This is a genomic window from Lysinibacillus sp. FW301-JW8, from assembly GCF_058788755.1.
In genome coordinates, this window is record NZ_JBYTBB010000011.1 from 34,656 (window position 1) to 61,080 (window position 26,425).

At 37.0% G+C, this 26,425-nt stretch carries 24 protein-coding genes and 1 riboswitch; of the genes, 10 read left to right on the forward strand and 14 right to left on the reverse strand.

Annotation, left to right across the window (positions count from 1 at the left end):
- Nucleotides 1-36: 36 nt before the first annotated feature.
- Together AC3WOM_RS06685 and AC3WOM_RS06690 are read left to right on the forward strand one after the other, a co-directional pair.
- Nucleotides 37-1,194 (forward strand): exonuclease SbcCD subunit D, encoded by a 1,158-nt coding sequence (locus AC3WOM_RS06685; RefSeq protein WP_427542579.1) that lies wholly within the window; start codon nt 37-39, stop codon nt 1,192-1,194.
- Complete coding sequence (locus AC3WOM_RS06690; protein WP_492445748.1) at nt 1,191-4,271, forward strand: SbcC/MukB-like Walker B domain-containing protein; 3,081 nt, start codon at nt 1,191-1,193, stop codon at nt 4,269-4,271. The genes AC3WOM_RS06685 and AC3WOM_RS06690 overlap by 4 nt, the downstream gene beginning before the upstream one ends.
- A 165-nt stretch (nt 4,272-4,436) precedes the next feature.
- On the opposite strand, the gene AC3WOM_RS06695 is transcribed toward AC3WOM_RS06690, so the two are convergent.
- From AC3WOM_RS06695 to AC3WOM_RS06725, 7 genes are all read right to left on the reverse strand, one after another.
- On the reverse strand, nt 4,437-5,156 hold the full coding sequence (locus AC3WOM_RS06695; RefSeq protein WP_492445750.1) for a LutC/YkgG family protein: 720 nt from the start codon (nt 5,154-5,156) through the stop codon (nt 4,437-4,439).
- Between the two features lie 3 nt (nt 5,157-5,159).
- Nucleotides 5,160-6,584, reverse strand: coding sequence for a LutB/LldF family L-lactate oxidation iron-sulfur protein (locus tag AC3WOM_RS06700; RefSeq protein WP_492445752.1), 1,425 nt, complete (start codon nt 6,582-6,584; stop codon nt 5,160-5,162).
- Nucleotides 6,584-7,318 carry a (Fe-S)-binding protein gene (locus AC3WOM_RS06705; RefSeq protein ID WP_492445754.1) on the reverse strand — a complete coding sequence of 245 codons (735 nt, stop codon included), beginning with the start codon at nt 7,316-7,318 and terminating at the stop codon, nt 6,584-6,586. Before AC3WOM_RS06705 ends, AC3WOM_RS06700 begins: the two co-directional genes overlap by 1 nt.
- Nucleotides 7,319-7,363: 45 nt before the next feature.
- Nucleotides 7,364-8,677: a GntP family permease gene (locus tag AC3WOM_RS06710; RefSeq protein WP_427542564.1), complete on the reverse strand. Its 1,314-nt coding sequence runs from the start codon at nt 8,675-8,677 to the stop codon at nt 7,364-7,366.
- Nucleotides 8,678-8,788: 111 nt separating this feature from the next.
- Complete coding sequence (locus AC3WOM_RS06715) at nt 8,789-10,585, reverse strand: helix-turn-helix domain-containing protein (protein ID WP_427542561.1); 1,797 nt, start codon at nt 10,583-10,585, stop codon at nt 8,789-8,791.
- 132 nt (nt 10,586-10,717) lie between these two features.
- Entirely contained in the window at nt 10,718-10,843 is a 126-nt protein-coding gene (locus tag AC3WOM_RS06720; protein ID WP_427542558.1) for a small protein YxzF, read from the reverse strand.
- A 525-nt stretch (nt 10,844-11,368) separates the two neighbouring features.
- Nucleotides 11,369-11,701 (reverse strand): magnetosome magnetite crystal formation protein family, encoded by a 333-nt coding sequence (locus AC3WOM_RS06725; protein ID WP_427542555.1) that lies wholly within the window; start codon nt 11,699-11,701, stop codon nt 11,369-11,371.
- 124 nt (nt 11,702-11,825) lie between these two features.
- Nucleotides 11,826-11,933, forward strand: a riboswitch (TPP riboswitch).
- 118 nt (nt 11,934-12,051) lie between these two features.
- Between AC3WOM_RS06725 and thiT the strand changes: the two genes are divergently transcribed.
- A complete protein-coding gene (gene thiT, locus AC3WOM_RS06730) occupies nt 12,052-12,612 on the forward strand; it encodes an energy-coupled thiamine transporter ThiT (protein ID WP_427542552.1) in 561 nt (186 codons plus the stop codon).
- Nucleotides 12,613-12,796: 184 nt separating this feature from the next.
- Nucleotides 12,797-13,552: a type I methionyl aminopeptidase gene (map, locus tag AC3WOM_RS06735; RefSeq protein WP_427542671.1), complete on the forward strand. Its 756-nt coding sequence runs from the start codon at nt 12,797-12,799 to the stop codon at nt 13,550-13,552.
- 21 nt (nt 13,553-13,573) lie between these two features.
- Here map and AC3WOM_RS06740 read toward each other — a convergent pair whose 3' ends face one another.
- Nucleotides 13,574-14,287, reverse strand: coding sequence for a TspO-related membrane protein (locus tag AC3WOM_RS06740; protein ID WP_427542549.1), 714 nt, complete (start codon nt 14,285-14,287; stop codon nt 13,574-13,576).
- Between the two features lie 199 nt (nt 14,288-14,486).
- Here AC3WOM_RS06740 and AC3WOM_RS06745 point away from each other — a divergent pair, with 199 nt between their 5' ends.
- Complete coding sequence (locus tag AC3WOM_RS06745) at nt 14,487-15,311, forward strand: polyphosphate kinase 2 family protein (protein ID WP_427542547.1); 825 nt, start codon at nt 14,487-14,489, stop codon at nt 15,309-15,311.
- Nucleotides 15,312-15,451: 140 nt separating this feature from the next.
- The gene (locus tag AC3WOM_RS06750) at nt 15,452-16,039 is read left to right on the forward strand and encodes a GNAT family N-acetyltransferase (RefSeq protein ID WP_427542544.1); all 588 of its coding nucleotides are present in this window, start codon (nt 15,452-15,454) and stop codon (nt 16,037-16,039) included.
- 101 nt (nt 16,040-16,140) lie between these two features.
- On the opposite strand, the gene AC3WOM_RS06755 is transcribed toward AC3WOM_RS06750, so the two are convergent.
- The 3 genes from AC3WOM_RS06755 to AC3WOM_RS06765 all read right to left on the reverse strand — a co-directional run bounded on the left by AC3WOM_RS06755 (nt 16,141) and on the right by AC3WOM_RS06765 (nt 18,399).
- Complete coding sequence (locus AC3WOM_RS06755; RefSeq protein WP_427542541.1) at nt 16,141-16,710, reverse strand: beta-class carbonic anhydrase; 570 nt, start codon at nt 16,708-16,710, stop codon at nt 16,141-16,143.
- A 178-nt stretch (nt 16,711-16,888) separates the two neighbouring features.
- Nucleotides 16,889-17,023: a hypothetical protein gene (locus tag AC3WOM_RS06760; protein WP_427542539.1), complete on the reverse strand. Its 135-nt coding sequence runs from the start codon at nt 17,021-17,023 to the stop codon at nt 16,889-16,891.
- Nucleotides 17,024-17,163: 140 nt separating this feature from the next.
- Nucleotides 17,164-18,399 (reverse strand): aminopeptidase, encoded by a 1,236-nt coding sequence (locus tag AC3WOM_RS06765; RefSeq protein WP_492445759.1) that lies wholly within the window; start codon nt 18,397-18,399, stop codon nt 17,164-17,166.
- A gap of 194 nt (nt 18,400-18,593) precedes the next feature.
- On the opposite strand from AC3WOM_RS06765, the gene motA reads away from it, so the two are divergent.
- Both motA and motB read left to right on the forward strand, forming a co-directional pair.
- Complete coding sequence (gene motA / locus AC3WOM_RS06770) at nt 18,594-19,397, forward strand: flagellar motor stator protein MotA (RefSeq protein WP_492445761.1); 804 nt, start codon at nt 18,594-18,596, stop codon at nt 19,395-19,397.
- On the forward strand, nt 19,381-20,157 hold the full coding sequence (motB, locus tag AC3WOM_RS06775) for a flagellar motor protein MotB (RefSeq protein WP_492445763.1): 777 nt from the start codon (nt 19,381-19,383) through the stop codon (nt 20,155-20,157). The genes motA and motB overlap by 17 nt, the downstream gene beginning before the upstream one ends.
- Before the next feature lie 57 nt (nt 20,158-20,214).
- Here the strand turns inward: motB and AC3WOM_RS06780 are convergent, their stop codons facing one another.
- The gene (locus AC3WOM_RS06780) at nt 20,215-20,436 is read right to left on the reverse strand and encodes a DUF1128 domain-containing protein (protein WP_283869628.1); all 222 of its coding nucleotides are present in this window, start codon (nt 20,434-20,436) and stop codon (nt 20,215-20,217) included.
- 302 nt (nt 20,437-20,738) lie between these two features.
- Here AC3WOM_RS06780 and AC3WOM_RS06785 point away from each other — a divergent pair, with 302 nt between their 5' ends.
- Complete coding sequence (locus AC3WOM_RS06785; protein ID WP_427542527.1) at nt 20,739-21,065, forward strand: YtxH domain-containing protein; 327 nt, start codon at nt 20,739-20,741, stop codon at nt 21,063-21,065.
- A gap of 24 nt (nt 21,066-21,089) precedes the next feature.
- Nucleotides 21,090-22,031: a YihY/virulence factor BrkB family protein gene (locus tag AC3WOM_RS06790; RefSeq protein ID WP_427542524.1), complete on the forward strand. Its 942-nt coding sequence runs from the start codon at nt 21,090-21,092 to the stop codon at nt 22,029-22,031.
- Nucleotides 22,032-22,078: 47 nt separating this feature from the next.
- Here AC3WOM_RS06790 and AC3WOM_RS06795 read toward each other — a convergent pair whose 3' ends face one another.
- Entirely contained in the window at nt 22,079-23,983 is a 1,905-nt protein-coding gene (locus tag AC3WOM_RS06795; RefSeq protein WP_492445766.1) for a heavy metal translocating P-type ATPase, read from the reverse strand.
- 329 nt (nt 23,984-24,312) lie between these two features.
- Nucleotides 24,313-25,848 (reverse strand): fumarate hydratase, encoded by a 1,536-nt coding sequence (locus tag AC3WOM_RS06800; RefSeq protein ID WP_427542518.1) that lies wholly within the window; start codon nt 25,846-25,848, stop codon nt 24,313-24,315.
- Nucleotides 25,849-26,425: the final 577 nt, after the last annotated feature.

A 26,425-nucleotide genomic window follows, 5' to 3' on the forward strand; every position in this document is an offset into this window, starting at 1 on the left:
TCGTGATAGAATGGAGATAGATTGGAGGCGCAAAGAATGAAAATATTTCATACAGCAGATTGGCATTTAGGGAAGCTGGTACAGGGAGTCTATATGACGGATGATCAGCGCTATATTTTACAGCAATTTATGCAAGCCATTGATGAAGAAAAGCCTGATGTTATCATTATAGCAGGTGATTTATATGACCGTTCAATGCCCCCTATAGAGGCCGTTAATTTACTAAATGATGTTTTGGCAGAAATTGTGCTTGATAAAAAAATTCCGGTGTTAGCGGTTGCTGGGAACCATGATAGTGCTGGTCGATTGAATTTTGGTAGCAGCCTGATGCGTGATAGTGGATTACATATAAAAGGTCAATTTACGAAGGATCATGCTCCAATTATTTTAACTGATGACTTTGGTGATGTACATTTTCATCTTGTACCATATGCGGAGCCTGCGTCAGTACGTACAATTTTAGGAGATGATACAATTCGTTCTCACCAAGATGCGATGCAAAAAATTATCGACCATATTGGACAGAGCTTAGATTCAACAAAACGACATGTATTTGTAGGGCATGCCTTTGTAACGAAGTATGGTGAGGAGGAAGCGAATACGAGTGATTCAGAGCGCCCGCTATCAATAGGAGGCTCTGATTGTATAGATGCAACGTTATTTAAGCCATTTCATTACACGGCACTTGGCCATTTACATAAAGCACATTTTGTGTTGAATGAAAAAATTCGCTATGCTGGCTCTCCATTGAAATATTCATTGTCTGAGCATTTACATGAGAAGGGTTTTTTAATCGTTGAGCTAGATGCACAGGGAGATATTACTGTTACAAAACGAAAGCTTCTACCGAGACGAGATTTACGCGTAGTAGAGGGCTTGATGGATGATTTATTAACATTACCTTCAAATGAAGATTATATATTTGTCCGTTTAACAGATACGACGCCAGTGGCTTCACCGATGGAACGTATTCGTACGGTGTTTCCTCATGCAATGCATGTCGAGCGTAAAGCCATGCGTCCAGAAATACGACATGAAATTCAAGCAGTTGAGACGGAGAAGGTAGATGACATTGATTTATTCCGTTCATTTTTTACAGATATAATTGGTATAGAGCCGGATCAAGATACAGAGCGTCTATTTACAGAGATGTTGCAGGAATTATTAGATGAGGAGCGAGAAACAGTAAAATGAAGCCATTAATGTTAACAATTACTGCATTCGGTCCATATAAAAACACAGAAATAATTGATTTTCAACAGCTTGGTGACCATCGTTTATTTGCAATTTCTGGTAAAACAGGTGCTGGCAAAACAACTATTTTCGATGCTATTTGTTATGCACTTTATGGATCAGGCAGCGGTGAGGATCGTCAGGATACAGCTATGCTACGAAGCGGTTTTGCAGAGGATGATGTTTACACTGCGGTAGAGCTCACTTTTGAAATGGATGGTAGAGTTTATCAAATTTTACGCCAGCCTGGCCATATCAAAGCAAAAAATAAAAGTGTTACAGGTAAGAAAATTGAATTGGCTGAAGTTAAAGAAGGTAAACTTGATTTTGGTATTGTAGAAAAGCAGCAAACACTTGAGGTAGATAAAAAGTTACAGGAAATAATAGGTCTGACAAAGGATCAGTTTAGTCAAATTGTTATGCTGCCACAAGGAGAGTTCCGTAAGCTATTAACCTCTGATTCTACAAACAAAGAGGTTATATTACGTAAAATATTTAAAACAGATCGCTTCGGTGCAATGACTAAAAAACTAGATGCAAAACGGAAAGAAGCAGAAAGTGATTTACTACGAGCTCAACAATTAAAGAAACATTTACTTGGTCAAATTGCAGGAGCCTTACCACAGCGAGCATCCTTTTTATTTACTTGTATAAATGATAATACCGAAAACATGCATCAAGTGAAAAAGGCACTAGAAGAGGAACATGCCTACTATGTCGAGTGTATTCAAGTAGAACAGCAACGCTATGATGAAGCCTATGCTCATCACCAAAAAGAACAAGAATATTATAGTATGGCAAAAACGCTGAATGAGCAGTTTGATGAGCAATCCAAACGCCAAAACAAACTGCAAGCATTACTACAGGAACAGGATGTGTATGCTGTAAAGGAACGTGAGATTGCTTTGGCAGAGAAAGCTGAACGTCTAGTGTTACTTGAGCAACAATGCATTGATTTACGCAATGAGCAAAATAGAAAAGAACAATCCTATCAGCAAGCGGTGATAGAACAGCAAAAGGCGGAGACTCAGCTGATAGTTGCACAGGAACAGTTTAACGTTGAAGAGGAAAAAGAGCCTGAACGTCAGCAACTTCTACAGCAAGAAATACAACTCCAAGCATTATTACCGAAATTTGAAGCGTATGAACATAATCTTCAGCAAATGCAAATAGCTGAGCAATACGTCGTAACAGCCAAACGGGCACTGGCAGATAATGTTGCATTGCTAGAAAATGAACAAAACCAATTAAAGCAATTAACAATAACAATGGAACAATATGAAAAACAACTAGAACCGTATGAAGGATATTTAGAGCAGCTGCCGAAGCTAAAGGAGCAAGTATCATTATTAGCGCAAGTTGAAAAATATACGAAAGCAGTAGAGACAATAGAGCAGGATGTAATGACTGCTAATGTCCATAACCGAGAAAGTAAACAAGCACTTCAAAAGCTGGAGCAGCAATGGATTACTAGCCAGGCAAGTATTTTAGCACAGCAACTTAAAGATGGGGAGCCATGCCCAGTTTGCGGTAGCACAACACACCTCGAAACACATTTAGAACAATTTGAGGGTATTGAATTAGCACAAGTGGAAGCTCTACGGTTAAGGGCAGCAACCGATGAACGTAAGTTTTTGGAAAAAGAAGCTTTATTGAATTCAACCAAGGAGCTTTTACACGGTGCACTTGCGCAGTTGGAGACTAATCATATCGATCAATCCAATCAAACAGAAATAGTTACTTCCTTACAAAATGTAGAGCAGCAAATTACCATTTTAAAAGTAGTGAATCAGCAATTAGCTAGTGTACGCATAAAACAAAAGCATCAACGTGGAAGTCTGGAGTTGCTACAAGAAAAGAACATAAAGCTGGAACAATACTTTGTTGATCAGACGAAGGAATTAACAAAACAACAGGCAATTGTGGAGGAACAGCAAAATCATATTCCTGAAAATATTAAGACGTTACAAGTGTTAAAACAGGCAATTGGGGATATATCGTCACAAAAGGCAGTATTACAAACTGCATGGCATGCCAGCCAGCAAAACCTACAATCTTCTAAGGAAGCAGCGAATAGTGCTAAAATGGCTGTAGAAATAACTAAACAGACTTTCGAGGAATTAAAGCTGAAAATGGATGAAAAGCACGAGCATTTTTCAGAAAGTATGAAGAAAGCAGGCTTTGGAAGTTTTGAAGAGTTTGCTGTAGCAAAGCGTAGTGAGTTTCAATTAGAGGCTTTACGGAAGGCTTGTAGTGATTTTGCTCTACAAATACACACATTGCAGGTACAAATTACTGAGGGAACAAAACATCTTCAAGGAAAAGAAAAGCAAGATTTAACGTTAATGGAAGAAAGGCTAGAAATGCACCGTGCAGCATATGAGGAAGCATTTAAAATATTGCAGCAAATGAAGGGATTTGCAAAAGCTTGCGAAGATTTTGTTGAAAGAATTGAAGAAACAGCACAAGAGATTCGTTTACTTGAAAAAGAAGCGGGGCGAGTAAAGGAGCTTTATGCAATGCTAAATGGTCAGAATACGAAAAAGCTATCCTTTGAACGCTATATTCAAATTAACTATTTAGATAAAATTACAGAAGCAGCAAATGTACGTTTACTGCATTTATCCAATGGACAATTTGAGCTTCGACGTTCTGATCGATTAGAGAAGCATGCTAAGCAAAGTGGTTTAGGGCTAGACGTTTATGATGCCTATACAGATCAATTACGAGATGTGAAAACATTATCTGGTGGAGAAAAGTTCAATGCATCATTAAGTCTTGCCCTTGGTATGGCAGATGTGATTCAAAGCTTTCAGGGGAATATTCATATTGAAACAATGTTTATCGATGAGGGCTTCGGGTCACTTGATGAAGAAGCGTTAAATAAAGCAATTGATACATTGATTGATTTACAGGATTCTGGACGCATGATTGGTGTCATATCTCACGTTGCAGAGTTAAAGGCTACAATGCCTGCTGTGTTACATGTTGAAAAAACAATGAATGGCTATAGTCAAACTTATTTTGAAGTGAAATAGAGGCTGGGACATAACTAAATGGTTCTTTAATAAAGTCGAATAATCTCTAAATTAACAAAACAGAAAAATAGATAAACCGAACTATTCCGAAACGCTTCATGAGCGTTTCATAGGATAGTTCGGTATTTTTGTTGGCTGAAAAACTTTTGTTCCTGCCTCTTTATTCTATAAATCCTCAATAATAATATAGGTCATGTAAATTGGACCATGAACTCCAACGACTAAAATCATTTCAATATCAGCAGAGTTACTAGGACCAGAAATAAAATTAACGCAAGAGGCGAGAGTTTCTCCATTTTGTAGACGCTCTCGAATTTGTATTGCTGCCTGTGTCATTCGAGGCACAATAGAGCTTTTTGGTATTAGGATAATAGACTTGGTAGGTAAGAAACTAACAGTACGACCGTGATTTGGATTGCTAAAAAGTACAGCTGTACCGGATTCCGCTAGCGTAATATCACTAATTGTAATTCCAATATTTGATTTCTCTACTAGTGCTATATTATCCCTGCCAATCGTTGGGTCCCAAGTGTGTAGTTCGATTTGCTTTTTAGGTAATGTATCTGAAAACAGCCCCGTCAGACCATAAGCGTCAAATCGTTCATCCTGCCAAGTCATAATTGGCCCACCATCATATTCGTCAATGACTTTTTCCAGTGTCATAGCTAAATCAGAAGAGGATGTGACAACGCAGTTCGTATTGATACGTGTGCATTGTTTTTGTAAGATGATCAACAGCTCATCCTGAGATAAGTTTTGTAATGTTTTATGTTGTGGTGAATATCGCCATTGAGGACGCTCTACATGCACTGGTATAGATAATCGTTGAAGTCTAGAAGATAATTGACGAATAAATGTCTCACGATTTTGAATTTTACCTACCATTCCTTATTCATCTCCTTTTTGTCGATTTTTGAACCAGTCACGGAAGCGCTCTTTTTTAGGCGCAGGGAATTCACGAATATTTGTCCAATTTTTTAACGGACCGATACCTTTTGATAAATGGTCATTTTTTGTTAATGGCTTTAAAACACTTGAAGCAACCTTAGATCCAAATTTATACATACCGCTTGATGAGGTACCAATACCGAAAATAGACATAAGGAAGCGTTCCGATACAGGTGCACGACCTTCTTTTTCGACAATGGTTTGTCGATGCTTATGCAATAATTCATGTAAAGGAATTTTTACTGGGCAAACATCTGTGCAAGCGCCACAAAGTGTTGAAGCAAACGGTAGTTCCTTATAGTCATCATAGCCACCTAGCAATGGCGATAAGACCGCTCCTACTGGTCCAGAGTAAATTGAGCCATATGAATGGCCACCTACATGTCGATAAACAGGACAAATATTAGCGCAAGCACCACAGCGAATACATTGTAAGATAGCTTGGAATTCACTACCTAAAATTTCAGATCGCCCATTATCAACAATAACTAAATGAAACTCTTCTGGCCCATCTACATCACCATCTTGACGAGGACCACTTAAAACAGTTACATAACTAGGAAGTTTTTGACCAACTGCACTTCTTGTTAGCATATTGACGAGTACTTCAAGCTCTTCAAATGTTGGTACAAGTCTTTCCATTCCCATTACAGTAATTTGAGTTTTTGGTAGTGCTGTTGATAAGTCAGCATTTCCTTCATTTGTTACGATGCAAACAGAGCCAGTTTCAGCCACCGCAAAGTTACAACCCGTAATGCCGATATCAGCTGATAAATAATCATCTCGCAGCATTTTACGAGCATGCTTTGTTAGCTCCTCAGGACGTGCAGAGCCTTCATATTGGTGATGAGATTGGAAGCTTTCCCGCACCTGCTCTTTCTTGCGGTGTAAAGCGGGTGCCACGATATGTGAGGGTAAATCATTATCTAGCTGTAAAATATATTCTCCTAAATCGGTTTCAACAACCTGACAGCCAACATGTTTTTCTAAATAATGATTTAAGTCTATTTCCTCTGTTACCATTGATTTTGATTTGACAATTTTTTTAGCCTCTTTTTCCTTAGCAACATTAGCAATATAAGCTTGGGCTTCCTCAGCAGTAGTCGCAAAGAAAACATGTCCACCTCGTGCAGCAACCTGTTCACTTAATTTCGTTAAGTAATAATCAAGATTTGCAAGTACATGCTGACGGATCTCCTCACCAAGAGAACGCCACTCCTCCCAATGACCAAGCTCATCTGTAGCCAATTGACGATTTGTTTCTAAACGATCTTGTGCACCTGAAACGGCACTGCGCATAAATGTATTTTGAATACCTTCTCCAACACGATTGTTAAATGGCTCATTGCCGACCTTCATTGGCATTATGCACGCACCTCCGTTTTGCGAGAATTCAAAATTTCAGCTATATGAAGTACTTGTATATGGGTACCTAATCGTTCTGCACGTCCACGAATATTCATTAAACAGCCTTCATCCGCACCTACTAAATAAGTGGCACCAGTTTCAATGATATGTTGTACCTTTTCATCAACCATTTGCTCGGAAATAGGTGTCATTTTTACTGAGAAGGTTCCACCAAATCCACAACAAGTTGTTTTATTAGGAAGCTCAGTATATGTTAAGCCTTTAACATTTTCTAGTAACGTTAAAGGTGCGCTTTTTACACCAAGCAAACGTGTCATATGGCAAGACATATGATAGGTCACATTTCCGTTGAAGCTAGCACCCACGTCCGTAATACCAAGAACTTCTACGATAAATTGTGTTAATTCATACGTTTTTTCAGCTAATTGCTTTGCATTAGATGCCCATTCAGCATCGTTCACAAAAACCTTTTCATATTCTCGGAACATGTAAGCACAGGAACCAGAAGGGCAAACCACGTAATCAGCACCATCAAATGCTTTTATCATATTTTTCATGGCTTCCTTTGCTTCCTGAACATAGCCTGAGTTATAGGCAGGTTGTCCACAGCAAATTTGCCCCTTTGGAAAAATAACTTCACAGCCAAGATGTTCTAGAAGTTCTACAGTTGCTTTGCCCACATTTGTTTGAAACATATCTACTAAACATGTTGCGAAAAGTGAGACTTTCATGTTTGTTCATCTCCTACTGTTTAAATAATAATTGAGAGTATTTACTTAAGAATAAAGTAAGATCGCAGTAATTAATGCTGGTATTGCTGCAATAATGGGCCCAATTACTGAAACAAAAAAGATATGTTTGTAGGCATCTTTATGTGTTAATCCTATAACAGCCAATACAGTAATAACGGCACCATTGTGCGGTAATGAATCTAAACTACCTGAGGCAATTGTCGCAACGCGATGAAGTGCCTCTGGATCAACCCCTAAATCTAAATACGTTTGAGCAAGTGTTTCCATTGCAATTCCAAGTCCACCAGAGGCAGTACCTGTAATCCCTGCAAGTGCTGCAATAGCGACATAAAGAGAAATTAAGGGACTTCCAGGTATGTTGGCAAGCATTTCTGTTATTACACCAAAGCCTGCAGTTGCTGCAATAACTGTACCGTACCCGACATCAGCACTTGTGTTGACAATTGGTAGAACGGTATTTGTTGCACCCACATTAATTGCTTGTAGCTTGTTGTCTATGTATTTCCAAAAAATAATGATAGAAAGAAGCACAGTAAGCATCAATGTATAAAGGATATCTACCTTAAAAACGTTTAACGTAACAATTAAGAAGATAGGTGGCAAAATACTTAAGATAAATGGCGGATATCTTCTAACACTTGCCTCAAAAGCTTTTGAATCTTGTTTTTCGGGATTTTTCATATTTTCATATGTTTCACCACGTGCCTCTGTTTTAGATAATTGTCTTTTTAAATAGAAGCAATTAAAAAGAATAATGGTAATAGTAGCAACAATTCCAACAACAGGTGCTGCAGTAGCTGTTGTATCTAAATATTTTGTTGGAATGATATTTTGTACAGATGGTGAACCAGGTAGCATGGTCATTGTAAATGTTGCCATTCCGAAGAAAAATGCCCCCGTAAATAAATGCCAAGGTATATTCATAGCTTTAAATAATGGTTTAGCAATTGGTAAAATGGCGAAAATTACGACATATGTATTAATGCCACCTAATGTTAAAAAGGCACAAATGATTACGACTGCCATTAGCGCGTTAAATTTACTATGACGTCCCATAATATTCAAAAGTTTTTCAGCTATTGAACGAGCAGCACCACTTTCTTCCATAAATTTTCCGAAAATTGCGGCAAATAAGAAGATAAGGTAGTAATTTTTCATAAAATTTATAAACCCACTCATATAATTGCCTTGTAATGAATCTAAAATAGGCATTTGATTTAAAATGATGACGATTAAACTTGCTACTGGCGCAATAATAATGATACTGAAGCCACGTAATGCTAAAAATATTAATAAAGCCAGTGACGCAATAATCGTAAATAAACTCCATATTTCCATACCTAGACAGCCCTCCTGCTTAATAAAAATATTCTGAAAATTCAACAAGTAGGGTTTAGTATAACAATGAATACTATGAAAATACTATGTAAAAACAGACAAAGATAAGAACTATCCTTTGTCTGTTTTGGCTAATTTTATATTTTGTAAGTAAGAAAACATATAGATAGCAAGATTTAATTCGAACATAGTTTTCCCATTCTGCTCGTCAATCCCTATTAATGAAAAAATCGTTTGGAGTCTATATTTAATGGTGTTTAGGTGTACAAAGCATGCCTCAGCTGTTTTTTTTCGGTTTTGATTATGTTCAAAAAATAGCTTTAGTGTATATAACAAATCAGTTTTATGTTGATTATCGTATTCCATAATTGGTCCAAGCTTCAACTCAACATATTCTGCCATTTCCTGTGGGTCATTATTTAAAAAAAGTGTATAAGGTCCAAGCTTATCATAGGAAATGATGAATGGTGCCTGTTCTAGTGTCTGTAAATAGTCAATACACTTTGTGGAGTCCCGATATGAACTGAAAATGTTTTCAATTGTATCAAAGTGTCTTCCGAGACCAACCATAAACGATAGTGAATTGTACTTTGTCGAGTCTTTTTCGAGGAGTACAAAAAAATATTGAATACGCTCTTTAAACTGTTCGACTGAAACTCGCAAATTGTTCATAAATAAAAAATGATAGTGTAAATCATGCTCCGAGATGAAAACTGGTAAGGAAAATAAGCGAGTTAAACGATATAGTAGTTTACTAAATTGGTGCTGCATTTTATTAGTCTGAGCAACATGATATGTTCTTCCATCAAGTTGTAGAGTAGCACATAAGTAATGAGAAGTTTGTTGCACTTCTTGACGTTTATAAAAGGCATTGAAATTTGAGTTTAAAAGCTGTTGTAACAAATATCCGTCGTATTTAAAGGAATTTTCTAGCTCCTTTTCCTCCTCAGCTAACTGTAAGGCAAATAATGCACCTGCCTGTTCTACTGCAAATAAATCTAAAGGATCCATTTGTAAATGTTGATTCATCACAATCAGTAGTATTCCTATAACACCTCGTTCTGTATGGATAGGAAATAAGTAACTTACATACGTTTCATCTTTAAATGGTATGTATACTTGATGTCTTACACATTGCTGTACAACTGTATCAAGATGCTGTGATTTTTGCTCTTTTAAAATGTCAGTAGCAAGTTTAGCTACAGGAGATGATGCAAACAATAGATCGTAAAAATCTGTCATAATTGCTACAGATTGGTCTAGTAATGATGCAAGCGTATCAATCATATCGCTGAGTCGGCCACGTGTTAAGGAAACCTGTGTTAAAGCATTATAAATGCGCTTAGAGCGTTCGTTTTGAGTAAATAATTTTGCATTTTCAATAGCAATTGAGGATTGGTTTGCAAATGCCTGTAACATCGTTAAATCACTATTTTCAAACTGTGTATCTCCTGAAAAATTGACAATTGTTAAAACGCCTATACATGAATTACTTTTATCAAGAAGTGGAGCACAAACAGCACTTTTGGGATAAGTTAAATCACCAACTGCTTTTGTATAGTTTTCTTCATACTGTGGAAATAAATCCGCCATGCTTTCTGTAACATCATTGCTAGAGTGAAATCTAAATGCTTGTTTTTGAGAGAATACCTTTCCAGTCATCCCTTCATTTGAGGCAAGGTGAATCTTTTTTAAATAAGCCAGGTTATAACCAATGGCATGCTTGGCAACTAGACGATTAGTTTCTGTATTTAACATAAACAATACCCCTGCATCAGCACCGTCTATCACATGAAGTACCTCATTCATTAATTTTTCTAATACTTGGTTAATATCGAGTGTTGAAGTAAGAACCTGTGCTGCCTTAACCAAGCTCATTAATTGTTTTTCACTATTTATTTTTAACAACCCCTCATCTGTAGTGCTAAACCCTATTTTAATATAAATCTGCTATGCCAAGTACAAATTAGAAAAAAGTTATAGAGTCAAAAAAAAGAATCTGCTGGGAAAAAGATGAGCAGATTCTTTATTTGGGATGTATTATTTCTTATAGCTGTTTTTTGGAGAAGAGGGGGCTCCTTTTTTCGCAGCAATTACTTTTTTGACAATTGGTATAACGATAGGTGCTAATTTTACGGCGGTTTTGACAACTTTAGATACTTTCATAAAAAAACAGCTCCTTTTACTAAAAGTTCTACCTGTTTATCTTCATTCAGCAGAAGACTCCCACCTCTATAGGGTGAGATGAATGCGGTTTTGGTTTCTTTTCAGTGGGTGTCCAAACACCTACTGAAATAGAGGAACTCAGTCTAAGAACGCCACGTCCTGTGGCAATTTATCTGTGCGAAAGCGAAGCGACAGCAACACACAACTGAGTGACCAACATCATGTTGCTGCAACTGCGTTAGCACTACGCTTTCGCACAAAAAACATCATGTTGCTGCAACTGCGTTAGCACTACGCTTTCGCACAAAAAACATCATGTTGCTGCCGCTGCGTTAGCACTACGCTTTCGCACAAAAAACATCATGTTGCTGCCGCTGCGTTACACTACGCTTTCGCACAAAAAACATCTGTTGGCCCAAAGCCTCCAGCGGATGTCACGGATTTTCAAAAGAATGAATTGTGCCTGCACAATTCAAAATCCGGACGCAATTACGCCAAGGCGAAATTGATATTAGAAATGAAACATTAACGAATAACGCGAACAGCTTGCACTATATTCCAAATAACAATCCCTAGTGAGACAAGTAAGTAAATGGCAAATGATGCAAACCAAACGATCATAAACGTATTGCTACCTGATTGTGGATCAAAGGTGTTAAACGATATGGTTGAGAAGACAAAGACAGCAAAGAAGATGATACCAAATACAAACGGGATTAAATGCGATATAAGTGCTCGAATAGAGTGTCTTTTTACGTCGCTATCTTTAGAAACAAAGTAAACAATTAATGGCACAATAAAGGGTGCAAAAAAAACGCTGAGATAACTAAAGGCAGATAAAATTTTTTGGTTCTCCATAGTTGTACCTCCTTTTTTAATATTTACGCATGAAAAACAGCAAAGTTTCAAAAAAAATTGTGAAAGAGAGTTGTAATCATATCCATGTTTGCGTACAATGAGGTTGTTCAAATAAAAAAGATGTAACGACCACAAGGGGAGCTGATGATGTCAGCTGAGACTGGGCACGTAATGCCTTAACTCTTTGAACCTGTAAGTTAACACTTGCGTAGGGATGTGGATAGAAACCGACACTTGTACGATGTGAGGCTCTGTCCTGGCATTGTTTTTTTTTGCCAGATAGAGTCAAAAAGTAATTTGATTTCTATTCCTGCTCTTGTATCCTACATCGGAACAAAGGAGAGAATAATATGGACAAAAAAAGACTTTTAATGCTTGTGGAGATCGCGATATTCGCAGCGATTGGCCTTGTGCTTGATCAGATTTCCTTTAAAGTATGGGCACAAGGCGGCTCTGTTAGTCTAGTGATGGTACCAATAATTTTAATAGCCTTTCGCTGGGGTCTTTTACCTGGTCTGACAACGGGCTTACTTATTGGTGTTATGCAAACAATGTTTGGTGCTACAGTTGTGCATTGGTTACAAGGCTTACTCGATTATGGCGTTGCCTTCACAATAGTAGGCTTGGCTGCAATCGTACGTCAACCAGTTCTTGAGGCTGCAAACAATCTAAACAAAACGAAAATGGCGGTATATATTATTGTTGGAACTGTATTAGCAGGATTTTTACGCTATGCAGCACATACCATTGCTGGCGCTGTATTTTTCTCGGAGTATGCTGGCGATCAAAATGCATGGATTTATTCAATTATTTATAATGGAACATATATGCTACCAGCAACAGTTTTAACTGCCATTGTTGGTGTTCTGTTATTTACAGCAGCACCACAATTAATGCAGCGAAAATCATAAATAATCTACCCTTCACAGTAGTGGAGGGTTTTTGTATCGTATTTAACTACTCGCTGTGAAATATTGCTACATTTTAGCACTTTGCAATTTATGAGGGCATACAATATTTAAAGCGTTTAACGTTTTATGTCAAACAAGTTATGTTATATTAAAGAGTAGATATTAGATGAAAGGGACGTTAAAAATGATTGTAAAAACGCAAGAAGAGATTGAAGCCTTTAAAAAAATCGGTCGTATTTGTGCTGAAATTCGTGAGGCAATGAAGGCTGCGACAAAACCTGGTGTAACAACACTTGAACTCGATGAAATTGCTGGCCGTATGTTTGCTGAGGCAGGAGCAATTTCTGGACCTAAAGGAGAATATGACTTCCCAGGATACACATGTATTAGTGTCAACGAGGAGGTAGCACATGGTATTCCAGGAAAACGCGTGATTAAAGAAGGAGACATCGTCAACATCGATGTATCTGGTTCATTAAATGGCTACTTTGCAGATACAGGCATTTCATTTGTAGTGGGAGAAGGCTACGAAGATAAAGAAAAGCTCTGTCGTGTGGCAAAAAGTGCCTTTGATCGTGCCATGACAAAAGTAAAGGCTGGATCAAAATTAAATCAAATTGGTAAAGCTGTTGAGCGTGAAGCATATGCTAATGATTTAACAGTCATTATGAACCTAACAGGTCATGGCTTAGGGCTTTCCTTACATGATGAGCCAAATCATATTTTAAACTATTATGATGCATGGGATTCTACAATCATGAAAGAGGGCATGGTACTTGCGGTTGAGCCTTTTATCTCAGCAAAAGCAGAGCATATTGTTGAAGCTGGTGATGGCTGGACATTCGTTACTCCAGATAAATCACTAGTTGCCCAAATCGAACATTCAATTATTGTGACAAAAGACAAACCAATTATTTTAACTTCATTGGATGAGGCATAAATTAAAAATCCTGCTGCCCAATTATTTGGGGGAGGCAGGATTTTTTTTTATGAAAAGTATACCGACTAATAGTACACCACATAAAAATAAAGCAGCTGTTGTTACAAGTAGCTCTTCAAAACCATTATGTAACGCGATTCCGATATAAGCCCAAATAAATACAGATGGATACATAATATCGAAATGATGGAAGCGCATATGTAATGCGATGGCAACACCGATTGTCAATAAAATTACTGCCCATAGAGGGTTGCTAAGACCAAAGCCGTTCCATCCATAAGCTGTCAATGTAAAGCTTGTATCTGTCATCAAAATAAATGTCGACCATGCATAATAAATAGAGAAAGGGATACGTCCTGCCAACGATTTATCGCTTAGAGGATATGTATTGTACAGCGAAAACACACAGAAAACTAAAAGTAGTGTATTGCCAAGAGATGCGATAAATAGCTCCTGATGCCAAACGACTATCGTGATTATCTGCAATATACATATGCTGCTAAAAAGAACAGTCTGTTTAATTGTTGTCTTTTTAAAATTCATGACTAACCAAAAACCAAGTAACATGTAAATGACGATCCAAATTACATGACTGACATTAAAAGGTGCAAATACAACAGGAAAACGATTAGAGATGTCTAACGAAGATTGACCATTTATTTTCATGAAAAAGGATGAAAAGGTTAGGATGACTGAGACAATATAAGTGATTGTCATCAAAATAAATTGAGGCATGTTTTCCTCTCCCTTCGTATTAAATTGTATAGGGAAAAGACAATTAAGTATAGGACTGCACTCTTTCCATTATAACGGAAATTCCCAATAATGTATCGCGTTGTTTCATATAAACTATCTACAATTTACCATTTGTATAGGCATCTAAATGATTCTTTAGTACAATAGGAATAATCCAAATAGAAGGAGTGAAGTTTTAATGGCTCAAAATTTAACAGATTTAGATTTATCTATTGAACTAGATAAAAAAATGTATAAAAAGAAATTAAAAGTACTCCAATATGAAATGTTAAATGCACAGCAATTTTTATTAAAAAATAAAATTGGGCTAATATTAGTATTTGAAGGTATGGATGCAGCAGGTAAGGGAGGGGCCATCAAACGTTTAATTGAACGTGTTGATCCGCGAGGCTATGTGGTACATCCAATTTCTGCACCTCAGCCCCATGAACTGCGCTACAACTATTTACAACGATTTTGGAGAAAGCTTCCACAACATGGACAAATAGCTATTTTCGATCGTTCATGGTATGGACGAGTTTTAGTGGAACGTATTGAAGGATTTGCAACAAAGGATGAATGGTCACGAGCTTTTGAGGAGATTAATAACTTTGAAAAGATCTTAACTGCAGGGGATTACATAATCATCAAGTTTTGGCTCCATGTCTCAGATGAAGAGCAGCTCAAACGTTTTACTGAACGTGAGCAAAACCCTTATAAGGCTTGGAAGTTAACAGAGGAAGATTGGCGTAATCGTGAGAAAACACCTAAGTATGTAGAAGCAGCAAATGATATGTTTGAGAAAACAGACAAAAAGAATGCGCCATGGATTCTAGTTGCAGGGGACGATAAAAAATATGCACGTGTGCAGGTACTGCAAGAAACAATAGCGCATATTGAACGGGAAGCACAAAGGCGCGGGCTTCATTTAACAAATGTTTTAGATAAGGCTCAGTTAGAGGATGAGGAATCACCAAACCTTGAAGTACTAAATGATAATTCGAAGAAGAAAAAAACAAAATAATAATTGTAAGATGCTGTGCAAACAAGACGAGCTGTTTTAGTTGTAGCAGCATCTTTTTTTACATACAATAAAGTGACTAACTGATTTTTGGGTGAAGCAAGTAACAAGTAAGACAATTATCGGAAGGCTAGTGTGGAAAAATGGTGCTTAAAATTTGGAATTTAATAAGGAAAAAGGGTGGAAATGTGGTATCAATTCAAGGAGAGAAATGCTACATTCGCACATTCCAAGAAAAAGATGCACAAAGTTTAACTGGTCTCGTAAGCCGTAATAAATACTTTTGGTCTACATACGAGCCATTACAACGACCGGAATATTATACAGTTGATGCCCAATACAAAAAAATTCAAGAAAGCCTATACTTAATGGACTCGAAAAGGGAATTTACTTTTGGTATTTATGAGCCAGGAACTAATAATCTAATTGGGCATATTGCGCTTTACGCAGTCAAACGATTACCTTACTCAAGTGCTTTTGTCGGCTATGCGATGGATGAGATTTATATTGGGAAAGGGATTGTAACAGAGGCTGTGAAAATGGTCGTGCGTTTTGCGTTTGAGCAAGTAGGCTTACATCGTGTAGAGGCCTATGTTTCAACGCAAAATAGTGCTTCTATTCGAGTATTAGAAAAATCAGGATTTCAGCGTGAGGGATTGTTAAGAAAGCTTTTGTATATCAATGGTCAATGGGTAGATCATTACATGTATGCCTGTTTAGAGGATGAATAAAAGAAGGGTCTATCTTTCAAACAATGAAGGATAGACTCTTTCTATCTGCATCGACTGTTGATCCTTTGTCTCAAAGTTTTGGCAGAGTATAAAAATGGTGTTTAGCCTTGATAATAACTGCCATCTTCGATTAAATCAAGACGGCCTGTATTTGGATCAATGACTAATCCATGGACAGGAACATCCTTCACCATTAATGGGTGATTGCGAATAGTATCAACACTTTTCTTTACACTTGTCGCAACGTCGCCAAAGCCACGTAAAAATTCCTTTAAATCTAGACCAGAGTATTCCATCATCTTGATAGTCTCTGGATTAATTCCACGATCCACCATTTTGCTAAGCATTGCTTCAGGATCGACTGCGCTCATACCACAGTCGTAATGGCCAACAACATACACCTCATCTGCTTGCAGCTCATAAACTGCTACAAGTAGACTACGCATAATTGCACCAAAAGGATGACTTACTAATGCGCCAGCACTTTTAACAATTTTTACATCACCATTACGTAAATTCATCGCTTTAGGTAATAGCTCTACAAGACGAGTATCCATACATGATAAAACAACGATGCGTTTATCAGGATACTTAGTTGTAATAAAAGGCTCATATTTTTTTTCTTGAACGAAATCTACATTAAACTTCAGAATATCTTGTAACATTGTCATGAAAGTTTGCTCCCTTCCCTACAAAAATATTTTAGAGCAAAACTTTAAATATGCAAATAATAATGACAATATTCACGCAATTTTTACGAAAAAGAAAGAAGTTTAGTAAATTATTTAGCGAATCGAAAGAAAGTTCATAAAAAAACAGCTACTAGAAAGCAGCTGTTTTTCAATAATATTAATATTTTTCTTTTGGTTTTGGATCTACAGTGACTGAAGATTTAGAATCTAAACCAACTTGTAGATAGTGGATGAAGAATGCCGTAGCAATTAATAGAACGGCTGAAAAGCCTAGGACAGTCGTTAAAAACATGATAAAAGTTCCTCCTTACTAAAAATAATCAAGTATATTATCTAAATTAATTATACAATAGGTTACTAGGAAAATCTAAGGATAATTTATGACATCAATAACATACCTTACCTAGAAGAAAATTAGTAGGAATGAATTATTTAAATTGCCCAATTCCCATTGCGGAAAATAGGTTCTGTTTGGTCATCTTTTGTAATGCCGTCTATATTCATTTGCTCAGAACCAATCATAAAGTCCACATGTGTCAAACTATGATTCAGTCCCTTTGCAAGTAGTTCTTCAGAGGACATCTCTTTGCCACCTTCAATGCAAAAGGCATAGGCATTACCTAGAGCTAAATGATTAGAGGCATTTTCATCGAATAATGTATTGTAAAATAATAAACCAGATTGCGAAATAGGTGATTTGTGTGCAACTAATGCTATTTCACCAAGATAATGTGCCCCCTCATCTGTTTCGATTAGAGAGGTTAAAATTTCTTGTCCTTGCTCAGCTACTATATCAACAATTCGACCATCCTTAAATGTTAGCTTGAAATTATTAATAATATTTCCACCATAGCTCAAAGGCTTAGTGCTTGATACATAGCCGTTAACACCTGTTTTAAGTGGTGCGGTAAAGATTTCTTCAGTCGGCATATTAGCCATAAATGTTTGCCCTTGTACGTTTGCGCTACTTCCGCCAGTCCATATATGTTTTGACGGTAATTCAATCGTCAAATCTGTGCCAGGTGCCAAATAGTGCAACGCTTTATATTGTTTGCTAGTTAAATAATCAGCTTTGCTATGTAATTGCTGGTCATGCTCTAGCCAAGCAGCAACTGGATTTTCGAGATTTATACGTGTAGCCTCAAATATAGCTTCCCATAAAGCATTCATTTGTTGATCTTCTGGCAAATTTGGAAATACCTTTGCTGCCCATTGTTCTGATGGAGCGGCAATAACTGTCCAACTGAATTTATCTGCCTGTAACCAACTATAATAATTAGCTAATGCTTTTCCTGAGGCTTTTTGGAAAGCCATAATTTTTTCCTGCTCAATGCCCTTTAGTAAATCAGGATTTTGCGAAGTAATGCTTAAAAAGGCAGCCCCATTCTCAGCAAGCCATTCGCGCTCCTGTACCTTCCACGGTGGGAAAAAATCAAATGAGTCTTTTGGGGCTTTTTCGTATCGAGTACGTACAAGTTCATCGTCAGATAAATCTACAAATACCTGTTTTGCACCATTTTCATAGGATAATTTAGTAATAATTTGTGCTAGTTTTAAATTATCGGTCGAACAGCTTATATAGAGGTACTGATTTTTTTGGATATTTACTCCTACTTTCACAGCTAATTCGGCATATTTTAGTAATTTTGTGTCAAAAGATAATAACAAATTCTTAACTCCTTCCTAATAAAAACAATTTAGTGTACTATTCTTAATTCAATATAATCAAATATGACCTTAAAGTGAATAAAAAGCATTTATTACATCGAAAAATTAGTGAAATACATTTATACTATATAATATATTTAAAAATATGGAAAAAAGACGAAAAAAACATTAATAGTAGATTTGGAGGTTCTAGAATGGATATATCGTCGATTGTAGGGTTAATACTTGCGTTTATAGCGCTATTAACAGGGATGGTGCTAAAAGGAGTAAGCTTAGGTGCATTTTATAACCCAGCAGCCATTCTAATTATCATCTTCGGTACTATTTCCGCTGTAACAATCGCCTTCCCTATGAAGGAATTGAAGCGAGTACCAAAGCTATTTAAAATTCTTTTTAAAGAAACTAAATTAGCGGATGATATAGAAATTATTAAGATGTTTTCACAATGGGCAGATTTAGCTCGACGTGAAGGATTACTAGCACTTGAAAGTAAGGCTTCAGAAATTGAAGATCCATTTTTGAAAAATGGTCTTACATTAGCGATTGATGGACAAAATGCTGACTATATCCGTGATGTTTTAACGGAAGAGGTTGAGGCAATGGAAGATCGTCATGCTAGTGGTTCCGCAATCTTTACTCAAGCAGGTACATATGCTCCGACTTTAGGGGTACTTGGTGCGGTAGTAGGGTTAATTGCCGCATTAGCAGATATGAATGATATCGAAAAATTGGGGCACGCTATTTCCGCTGCCTTCATGGCAACATTATTAGGTATCTTTACAGGTTATGTTTTATGGCATCCATTTGCAAATAAGCTTAAACGTAAATCTTCTATAGAAGTTAAGCAAAAAAGAATGATGATTGAGGGGATTCTTTCGGTTTTAGAAGGGGAGGCTCCACGTGTTATTGAACAAAAACTAGCTTCTTATTTAACGATGGAAGAACGTCGTCAAATTTCGGGTGAAAGCGGGGCGGGTGGCCTTGGCAAAGAAAGCTAAGAAGAAAAAGCATGATGAGCATATTGATGAGTCCTGGCTAGTACCATATGCAGATATTTTAACATTGCTATTAGCTGTGTTTATTATACTATTTGCATCTAGTTCCGTAGATCAAGAGAAATTGCAAAGAATGTCAGCGGTTTTTAATCAAGTATTCGATGGTGGCACAAGCTTTTTAGAGCAGCCTTCGCCAGTACAAACTCCGAATGCAGAAAGTGATAAAACGCCACAACAATCACAGCAAAATTCAGCCTATTTAAAGGATCAGCAGGAGCTAGCAGAAATTAAAGAGAGTGTTGAAAATTTTATTGCTGTTCATGAGATGGAAGGTCAATTTGCAACAGAAATGACAGATGAAGGTTTACTAGTAACAATTCGTGATAGTATTCTGTTTGATCCAGGTAAAGCAACCATTAAACCAGAATATAAACCAATTGCTAAGGAGCTTGCGGACGTATTAGTATCGGATCCTGCTCGTAGCATTTTAATTACAGGGCATACAGATAATGTACCACAATCAAGTATTGAATTTGCCTCAAACTGGGAATTGTCAGTTATGCGTTCAGTTAACTTCCTGAAAATTATAGTGGGAAGTAATTCAAATTTAGACCCAAGATATTTTAGTGCAAAAGGGGAGGGTGAATACAAAGCCATTGCTCCGAATGACACTGCTGAAGGTCGTGCGAAAAATCGTCGTGTCGAAGTTTTAATACAACCACTTGTTACTGAGGATGGTTCAGCAGCAAAAAGTACACAATAGAAAAAAGCTATTAGCAAAGGCTTTTGCCCCTGCTAATAGCTTTTTCTCTAATAATTATTATTTGCGTAATGACCCTAATTCTGCAACAATGGCCTGCATCTCACTTGGGCTAAATGATTCTCGTTTCATCACCATTTCGTATAAATAAACTAAGTCTTCATAATTTGCTTCATCAAAATTTTCCGATTTCATGGCATCAACATTTACCATTCGTAGCTTGTCTTTCATTTGGTCAACCATATAAATAACGTTCTCTTTTGACGGTACTGATAAATCCATTTTTTTGAAACCTTCCTTTCGTCATCCTCGCACATATCATTTCATTGAATAAAAAAAATGTCAACACTGTATTTGGGCATTGCTTTAAAAATAGACTGTTATTGGGTAGAATAAGGGCAGTAAGTCGTTATTGGCTCATTATCAAAATTTAGGTTAAATGCAACGTGTATAAAAAATATTCTGAATACTTCTTTGTAGTGGGAACGAAAAATCAATCCTAAGTAATGGTAATGAGCTCGTTTATTGTTTAATGATAAAATTTTAGGGAATATACATTTACACAAACGCAGGGGGTTTTTATTATGGGTCAAAGTAAATTATTAATTTCTGTTGTAACAGGCGCTGTAGTTGGTGCTGCTTTAAGTATGCTTGATCGTACTACTCGCGAAAAAACAATAGCTTCAACACAAAAGATGAAGGATGCGATTTCGTATTATGCGACTAATCGTGATGAATTACAGGTTCTAGTTGAGGAAAAAGTATTGGCAGCTAAAGTACTTTGTGAAAGTGTATCAGAAAATGTCAACACAATTGCTGAAAAAGTGGATGAATTCAAAGAACTCCCTTCCACGATTCAGGAAATGATAAATGATACAAAATCAGCCTTTTCTCTACCTCATAAAGAATAGTTTGTCCGATAGGAGGGGAATTGTATGGAAAAGAATAAAACATCCATGCATACAGCATTTGGTGTGGTGAAATCATTTGTTATGCCTGATGAGGGTACTGTAGATGTAACGACCTCAAAAGGCTTTCTGCAAGATTTAATACTACGCTTACAACGGGTTGATATATCGGCTCTTGCTGCCCAGTTGGCTTATTTCTTTTTACTATCTTTCTTCCCACTACTGATTTTTTTAGTCACTTTACTACCGTATTTAAATTTAGAGACGACGCAGGTCTATTCGTTTTTAGTAAATGTCATGCCAGATGAAGTATATAGACTTATCGAGAATACATTAAACGAAATTTTAAATAATCGTAATAGTAGTTTATTGTCCATAGGGGTATTGGGTACAATATGGTCTGCATCAAAAGGCATTAATGCATTAATTAGAGCCTTAAATAAGGCTTATGATACGAAGGAGAGTAGGGCGGGGATATTGGATCGAGGATTGTCTCTTGTTTTCACTATAGCCCTTGTTTTAGTATTTGCTGTTGCACTTTTATTACCTGTATTTGGACAACAAATTGGTCATTTCTTGTTTTCCATTGTCGGTATTGAGGAGCAGTTTGAAATAATATGGCAGAGGTTACGCTGGTCGATGCCGCCACTATTAATTTTTCTTGTATTAATGGCGATTTATAGATTTGTTCCAAATACAAATCCAAGATTGAAGTTAATGGGCGTTTGGCCGGGAGCTCTGTTTTCAACCTTTGCTTGGTTAGCTGTAACGTATGCTTTCTCGTTTTATATTAGTAATTTTGCAAATTATTCTGCTACATATGGAAGTATTGGTGGAGTTATTATTTTAATGCTCTGGTTATATTTCACAGGTATTATTTTAATTTTTGGCGGCGTTCTCAATGCGACGATGCAGAAAAAGGCTTTACAAAAGGAAGATCTTAAACAAAATACACTAATGGATAGCTAGAAAGAAAACAGCCTCATGATCACTTTTTGTGATACGAGGCTGTTTGTTTAAATATTTTTATTAAGCATGCGTAAGCCATTTAGAATAACTAAAATAGTACTACCCTCATGTCCAATTACACCTAATGGTAAATCGACAACTTGTAGAAAGTTTGAGGCAATTAATAATACGATAATACCAATAGAGAAGAAGATGTTTTGTTTGACGATACGTTGCATTTTACGTGATAAGCGTACTGCATAGGCAATTTTTGATAAATCGTTTTTCATAAGGACAACATCTGCAGTTTCCAAGGCCACATCCGTGCCTTCTCCCATTGCGATACCAGTAGTTGCTGTTGCTAATGCTGGCGCATCATTAATCCCATCTCCAACCATTCCTACAAATTGATGTTGCGAAAGTAGTCGTTTCATCTCAGTAACTTTTGTTTCAGGAAGGCATTCTGCAACGTATTCTGTAACACCCGATTCTTTAGCAATAGCCTTGGCAGTTTTCTCGTTGTCTCCTGTTAGCATGATAACATTAATACCAAGCTCTTTAAGTAATGTGACAGCTTTCTTTGCCTCATCACGAACAGTATCCTTAAGGGCTGTTAATGCGACAATACCGTCTTTATCATGAATGAAAATAACGGTTTTACCCTCTGTTGCTAATTTTGCTGCAGCACTATCTGCGAAGGAATTAGCCTCTTCTGCCCCCACAAAATCAGGTTTCCCAACAAGATACTCCATATCATTTACGTAACCCTTTATACCCCAACCTGGAATATCTTTAATAGTGACCTGAGAAAAAACAGTTACTTCCTCAGCTTTAGCAAAGGAAGTGATTGCTTGTGCTAGCGGATGATTTGATTGCGATTCAATCCCTGCTAGGATAGACAATGCTGCTTCTCGATCTATTCCTTTACGAACAATAAAGTCAGTCACAACTGGTTTTCCCTGTGTTAATGTGCCTGTTTTATCGACTGCTATTGCACGTAATACACTTAAATGCTCTAAATGTAAGCCGCCTTTAAATAGTATGCCGTTTTTGGCACCATTTGAAATAGCTGCTAAAGTAGCAGGCATAATAGATGCTACAAGAGCACATGGTGATGCAACTACTAATAGTACCATTGCACGGTAGAACGTTGTTGTCCAGTCCCACTCAAGCAAAAAGTGTGGTATGAACATCATTAACGCAACACTGAGTAAAACGAACTTTACGTAAGTACCCTCAAATTTTTCAATAAACTGTTGAGAAGGAGATTTCTCACTTTGAGCACTTTGTACAAGCTGAATAATTTTTTGGAACAATGTTTCTGAATTTGGCTTTGTCATTTCCATGGTAATCGCACCATTTAAGTTAACTGTACCTGCAAATACTTCATCACCATTACGTTTTGCCACTGGAAGAGGTTCGCCACTAATAGCTGATTCGTCAATAGAAGATTGCCCTTTAAATATGATACCGTCCGCTGGTACACGTTCACCAGGTTTTACAAGTAGATGATCTCCGATTTGTAAAGTAGAAACGGCAACCTTCATTGGTTCAAAGCCACCGCGTACTAGCCAAGCCTCCTCAGGTTGTAAATTCATAAGTGCTGATATTTCACGATTACTTTTATTCATTGCATATGTTTCGAGAGCACCACTTACTGCGAAAATGAAAATAAGAATGGCGCCTTCAGTCCAATAACCAATTGCTGCTGAACCAATTGCTGCTAACACCATTAGTAATTCAACATTTAATTTCTTATCTTCGATTGTTTCTTCAATACCTTCTTTTGCTTTAGCAAATCCGCCAACACAAAATGCAACAATATATAAAAGTACTGATGCTGTAGTTTGCCCGCTAGTATCTAAACGCCATGCTAGTAGGATAAACAAACCTGCAATAAGGGCAGCAAGTAATTCAGCATGCTCTTTTGTTTTCTCAATTAAATTTATATTTTCTCGATTAGAATATTCCAACTTTATCCCTCCTGATAATGAAAATCAATATCAAAAACCTTATAATATAATGTTTTTGTGAAGTTTTTAAATGAAAAACAATTTCATTTAACTTCTTCTTAATTTAGAATTATTATAACAAAGGTTTCTGGAAAAAGAAAGCCAAAAGTTTTTTAAGATGGATTTCCGAGGGGCAATAATAATGATGTGAAGTTTTTAAACATACAAAAAGCACAGTCCATTCACTAGGAATATTCTGTGCCTTTCAAATTGGTGCAGTAAAATTAGTAATACTGCACTCAGAAAATATATGATGTTATTTTTTACATAGCGGATGCTTTACTTAATTATTAGAATACTCTTTCTGCGTGCATAGCTAGTTTTTCTAAAGATGATTTATCTACATCGGCATGTAAAGAGTTACCATGAGAGTCCATTGTGACAACAGCTGTGAATTTCTCTACATTTAAGTGCCACATTGCTTCTGGTACACCAAATTCCATTAAATCAACACCGTCTACACCTTTAATGCAGTCAGCGTAGTATTGAGCTGCTCCACCGATAGCGTTTAAGTATACGCCACCATGCTCTTGTAATGCAGCAAGTGTTTTTGGTCCCATACCACCCTTACCAATAACAGCACGGATACCGAATTTTTTCATGATGTCACCTTGATATGGCTCCTCACGAATAGAAGTAGTTGGACCAGCAGCTTTTACTGTCCAGTTGCCTTCTTCGTCTTTAGCCATAACAGGACCACAGTGATAAATAACCTGTCCATTTAAATCAACAGGTGCATCATGGCTCATTAAATGATGGTGAATCGCATCACGGCCTGTATACATACGACCAGTAATAGATACAACATCTCCAACTTTTAGAGTACGGATTTGCTCCTCTGTAATCGGTGCAGTAAGTTCAACTACATCTGTAGTCGTATCTTCTGTCGTTGCGGCAACTTCATCTTTAAATGTAATTTTTTCGCCTTCTTGATAGTGCCAATTAGTGATTTCTCCAGTTTGTGGGTCAATGTCCACAGCCATACGACGATAAGCCCAACAGTTATAAGCTACTGATACGTAGAATGATGCAGGAATACGGTGCATAACCCCGATTTTACAGCCAAGTAATGTTGCTTCTCCACCAAAGCCCATTGTGCCAATACCAAATGTGTTAGCTGTTTTTACTACATATTCTTCTAATTTAGCAAGATCTGCATTTGGATTTGTATCTTCCACATGACGGAATAATTGTTCTTTCGCTAAGTCGTAACCAGAAGAGCGATCTCCACCAATTCCTACACCGATGAAGCCAGCTGAACAGCCTTGACCTTGAGCTTGGTATACAGAGTGCAGGATACATTTACGAATACCATCTAAGTCACGACCAGCACGGCCAAGACCATCTAGTTCACAAGGAAGGCTGTATTGGATATTTTTGTTTTCACAGCCGCCGCCTTTAAGAATTAATTTAATCGTAATATAGTCATTTTCCCATTGTTCAAATTTAATAACAGGTAAACCTTCTCCAAGGTTATTACCACTATTTGCACCAGTTAATGAATCAACTGCATTAGGACGTAATTTTGCATCAGCTGATGTATCGTTGATTGCTTTTTTGATAGCAGCCTTAATTTCTAATTGATTAACGCCTACAGGAGTGTAGACTTTAAATGTTGGCAGACCTGTATCTTGACAGATAGGTGATACATTATCTTCTGCCATAACAATATTATTTGCAATTGTGTCTAAGCTCATTGCAGCACGCGTGCCAGCATTTTCAGCATCTTTTGCTTTTTTAATAGCACGACGCACGTCTTTCGGTAGGTTCGTAGATGTTTCAGTAATTAAATTGTATAGACTTTTCTCCAAAGTTTGTACATTCATTTTTTGTATTGCCCCCCATAGAAAATTTAATTATTTCCACGTTACATTATACTCTTTTCAACTAATGAAAAAAAGAGCCCATCTTTTGGAGGTCGGAATTAAAGGGTGTTCTTCCAAATTATTGAAAGGTAAAAGGTGATAGCATCTAATTGAAAAGAGTATGAAGGTGATCAAAAAAGTGTAGGACCTGATCAAAAAGAGTGTAAAGGTGATCAAAAAAGTGTAGGACCTGATCAAAAAGAGCGTGAAGGTGATCAAAAAGTGTAGGACCTGATCAAAAAGAGTGTAAAGGCGATCAAAAAAGTGTAGGACCTGATCAAAAAGAGTGTGAAGGTGATCAAAAAGTATAGGACCTGATCAAAAAGAGCGTGAAGGTGATCAAAAAGTGTAGGACCTGATCAAAAAGAGTGTAAAGGCGATCAAAAAAGTGTAGGACCTGATCAAAAAGAGCGTGAAGGTGATCAAAAAGTATAGGACCTGATCAAAAAGAGCGTGAAGGTGATCAAAAAGTGTAGGACCTGATCAAAAAGAGTGTAAAGGCGATCAAAAAAGTGTAGGACCTGATCAAAAAGAGCGT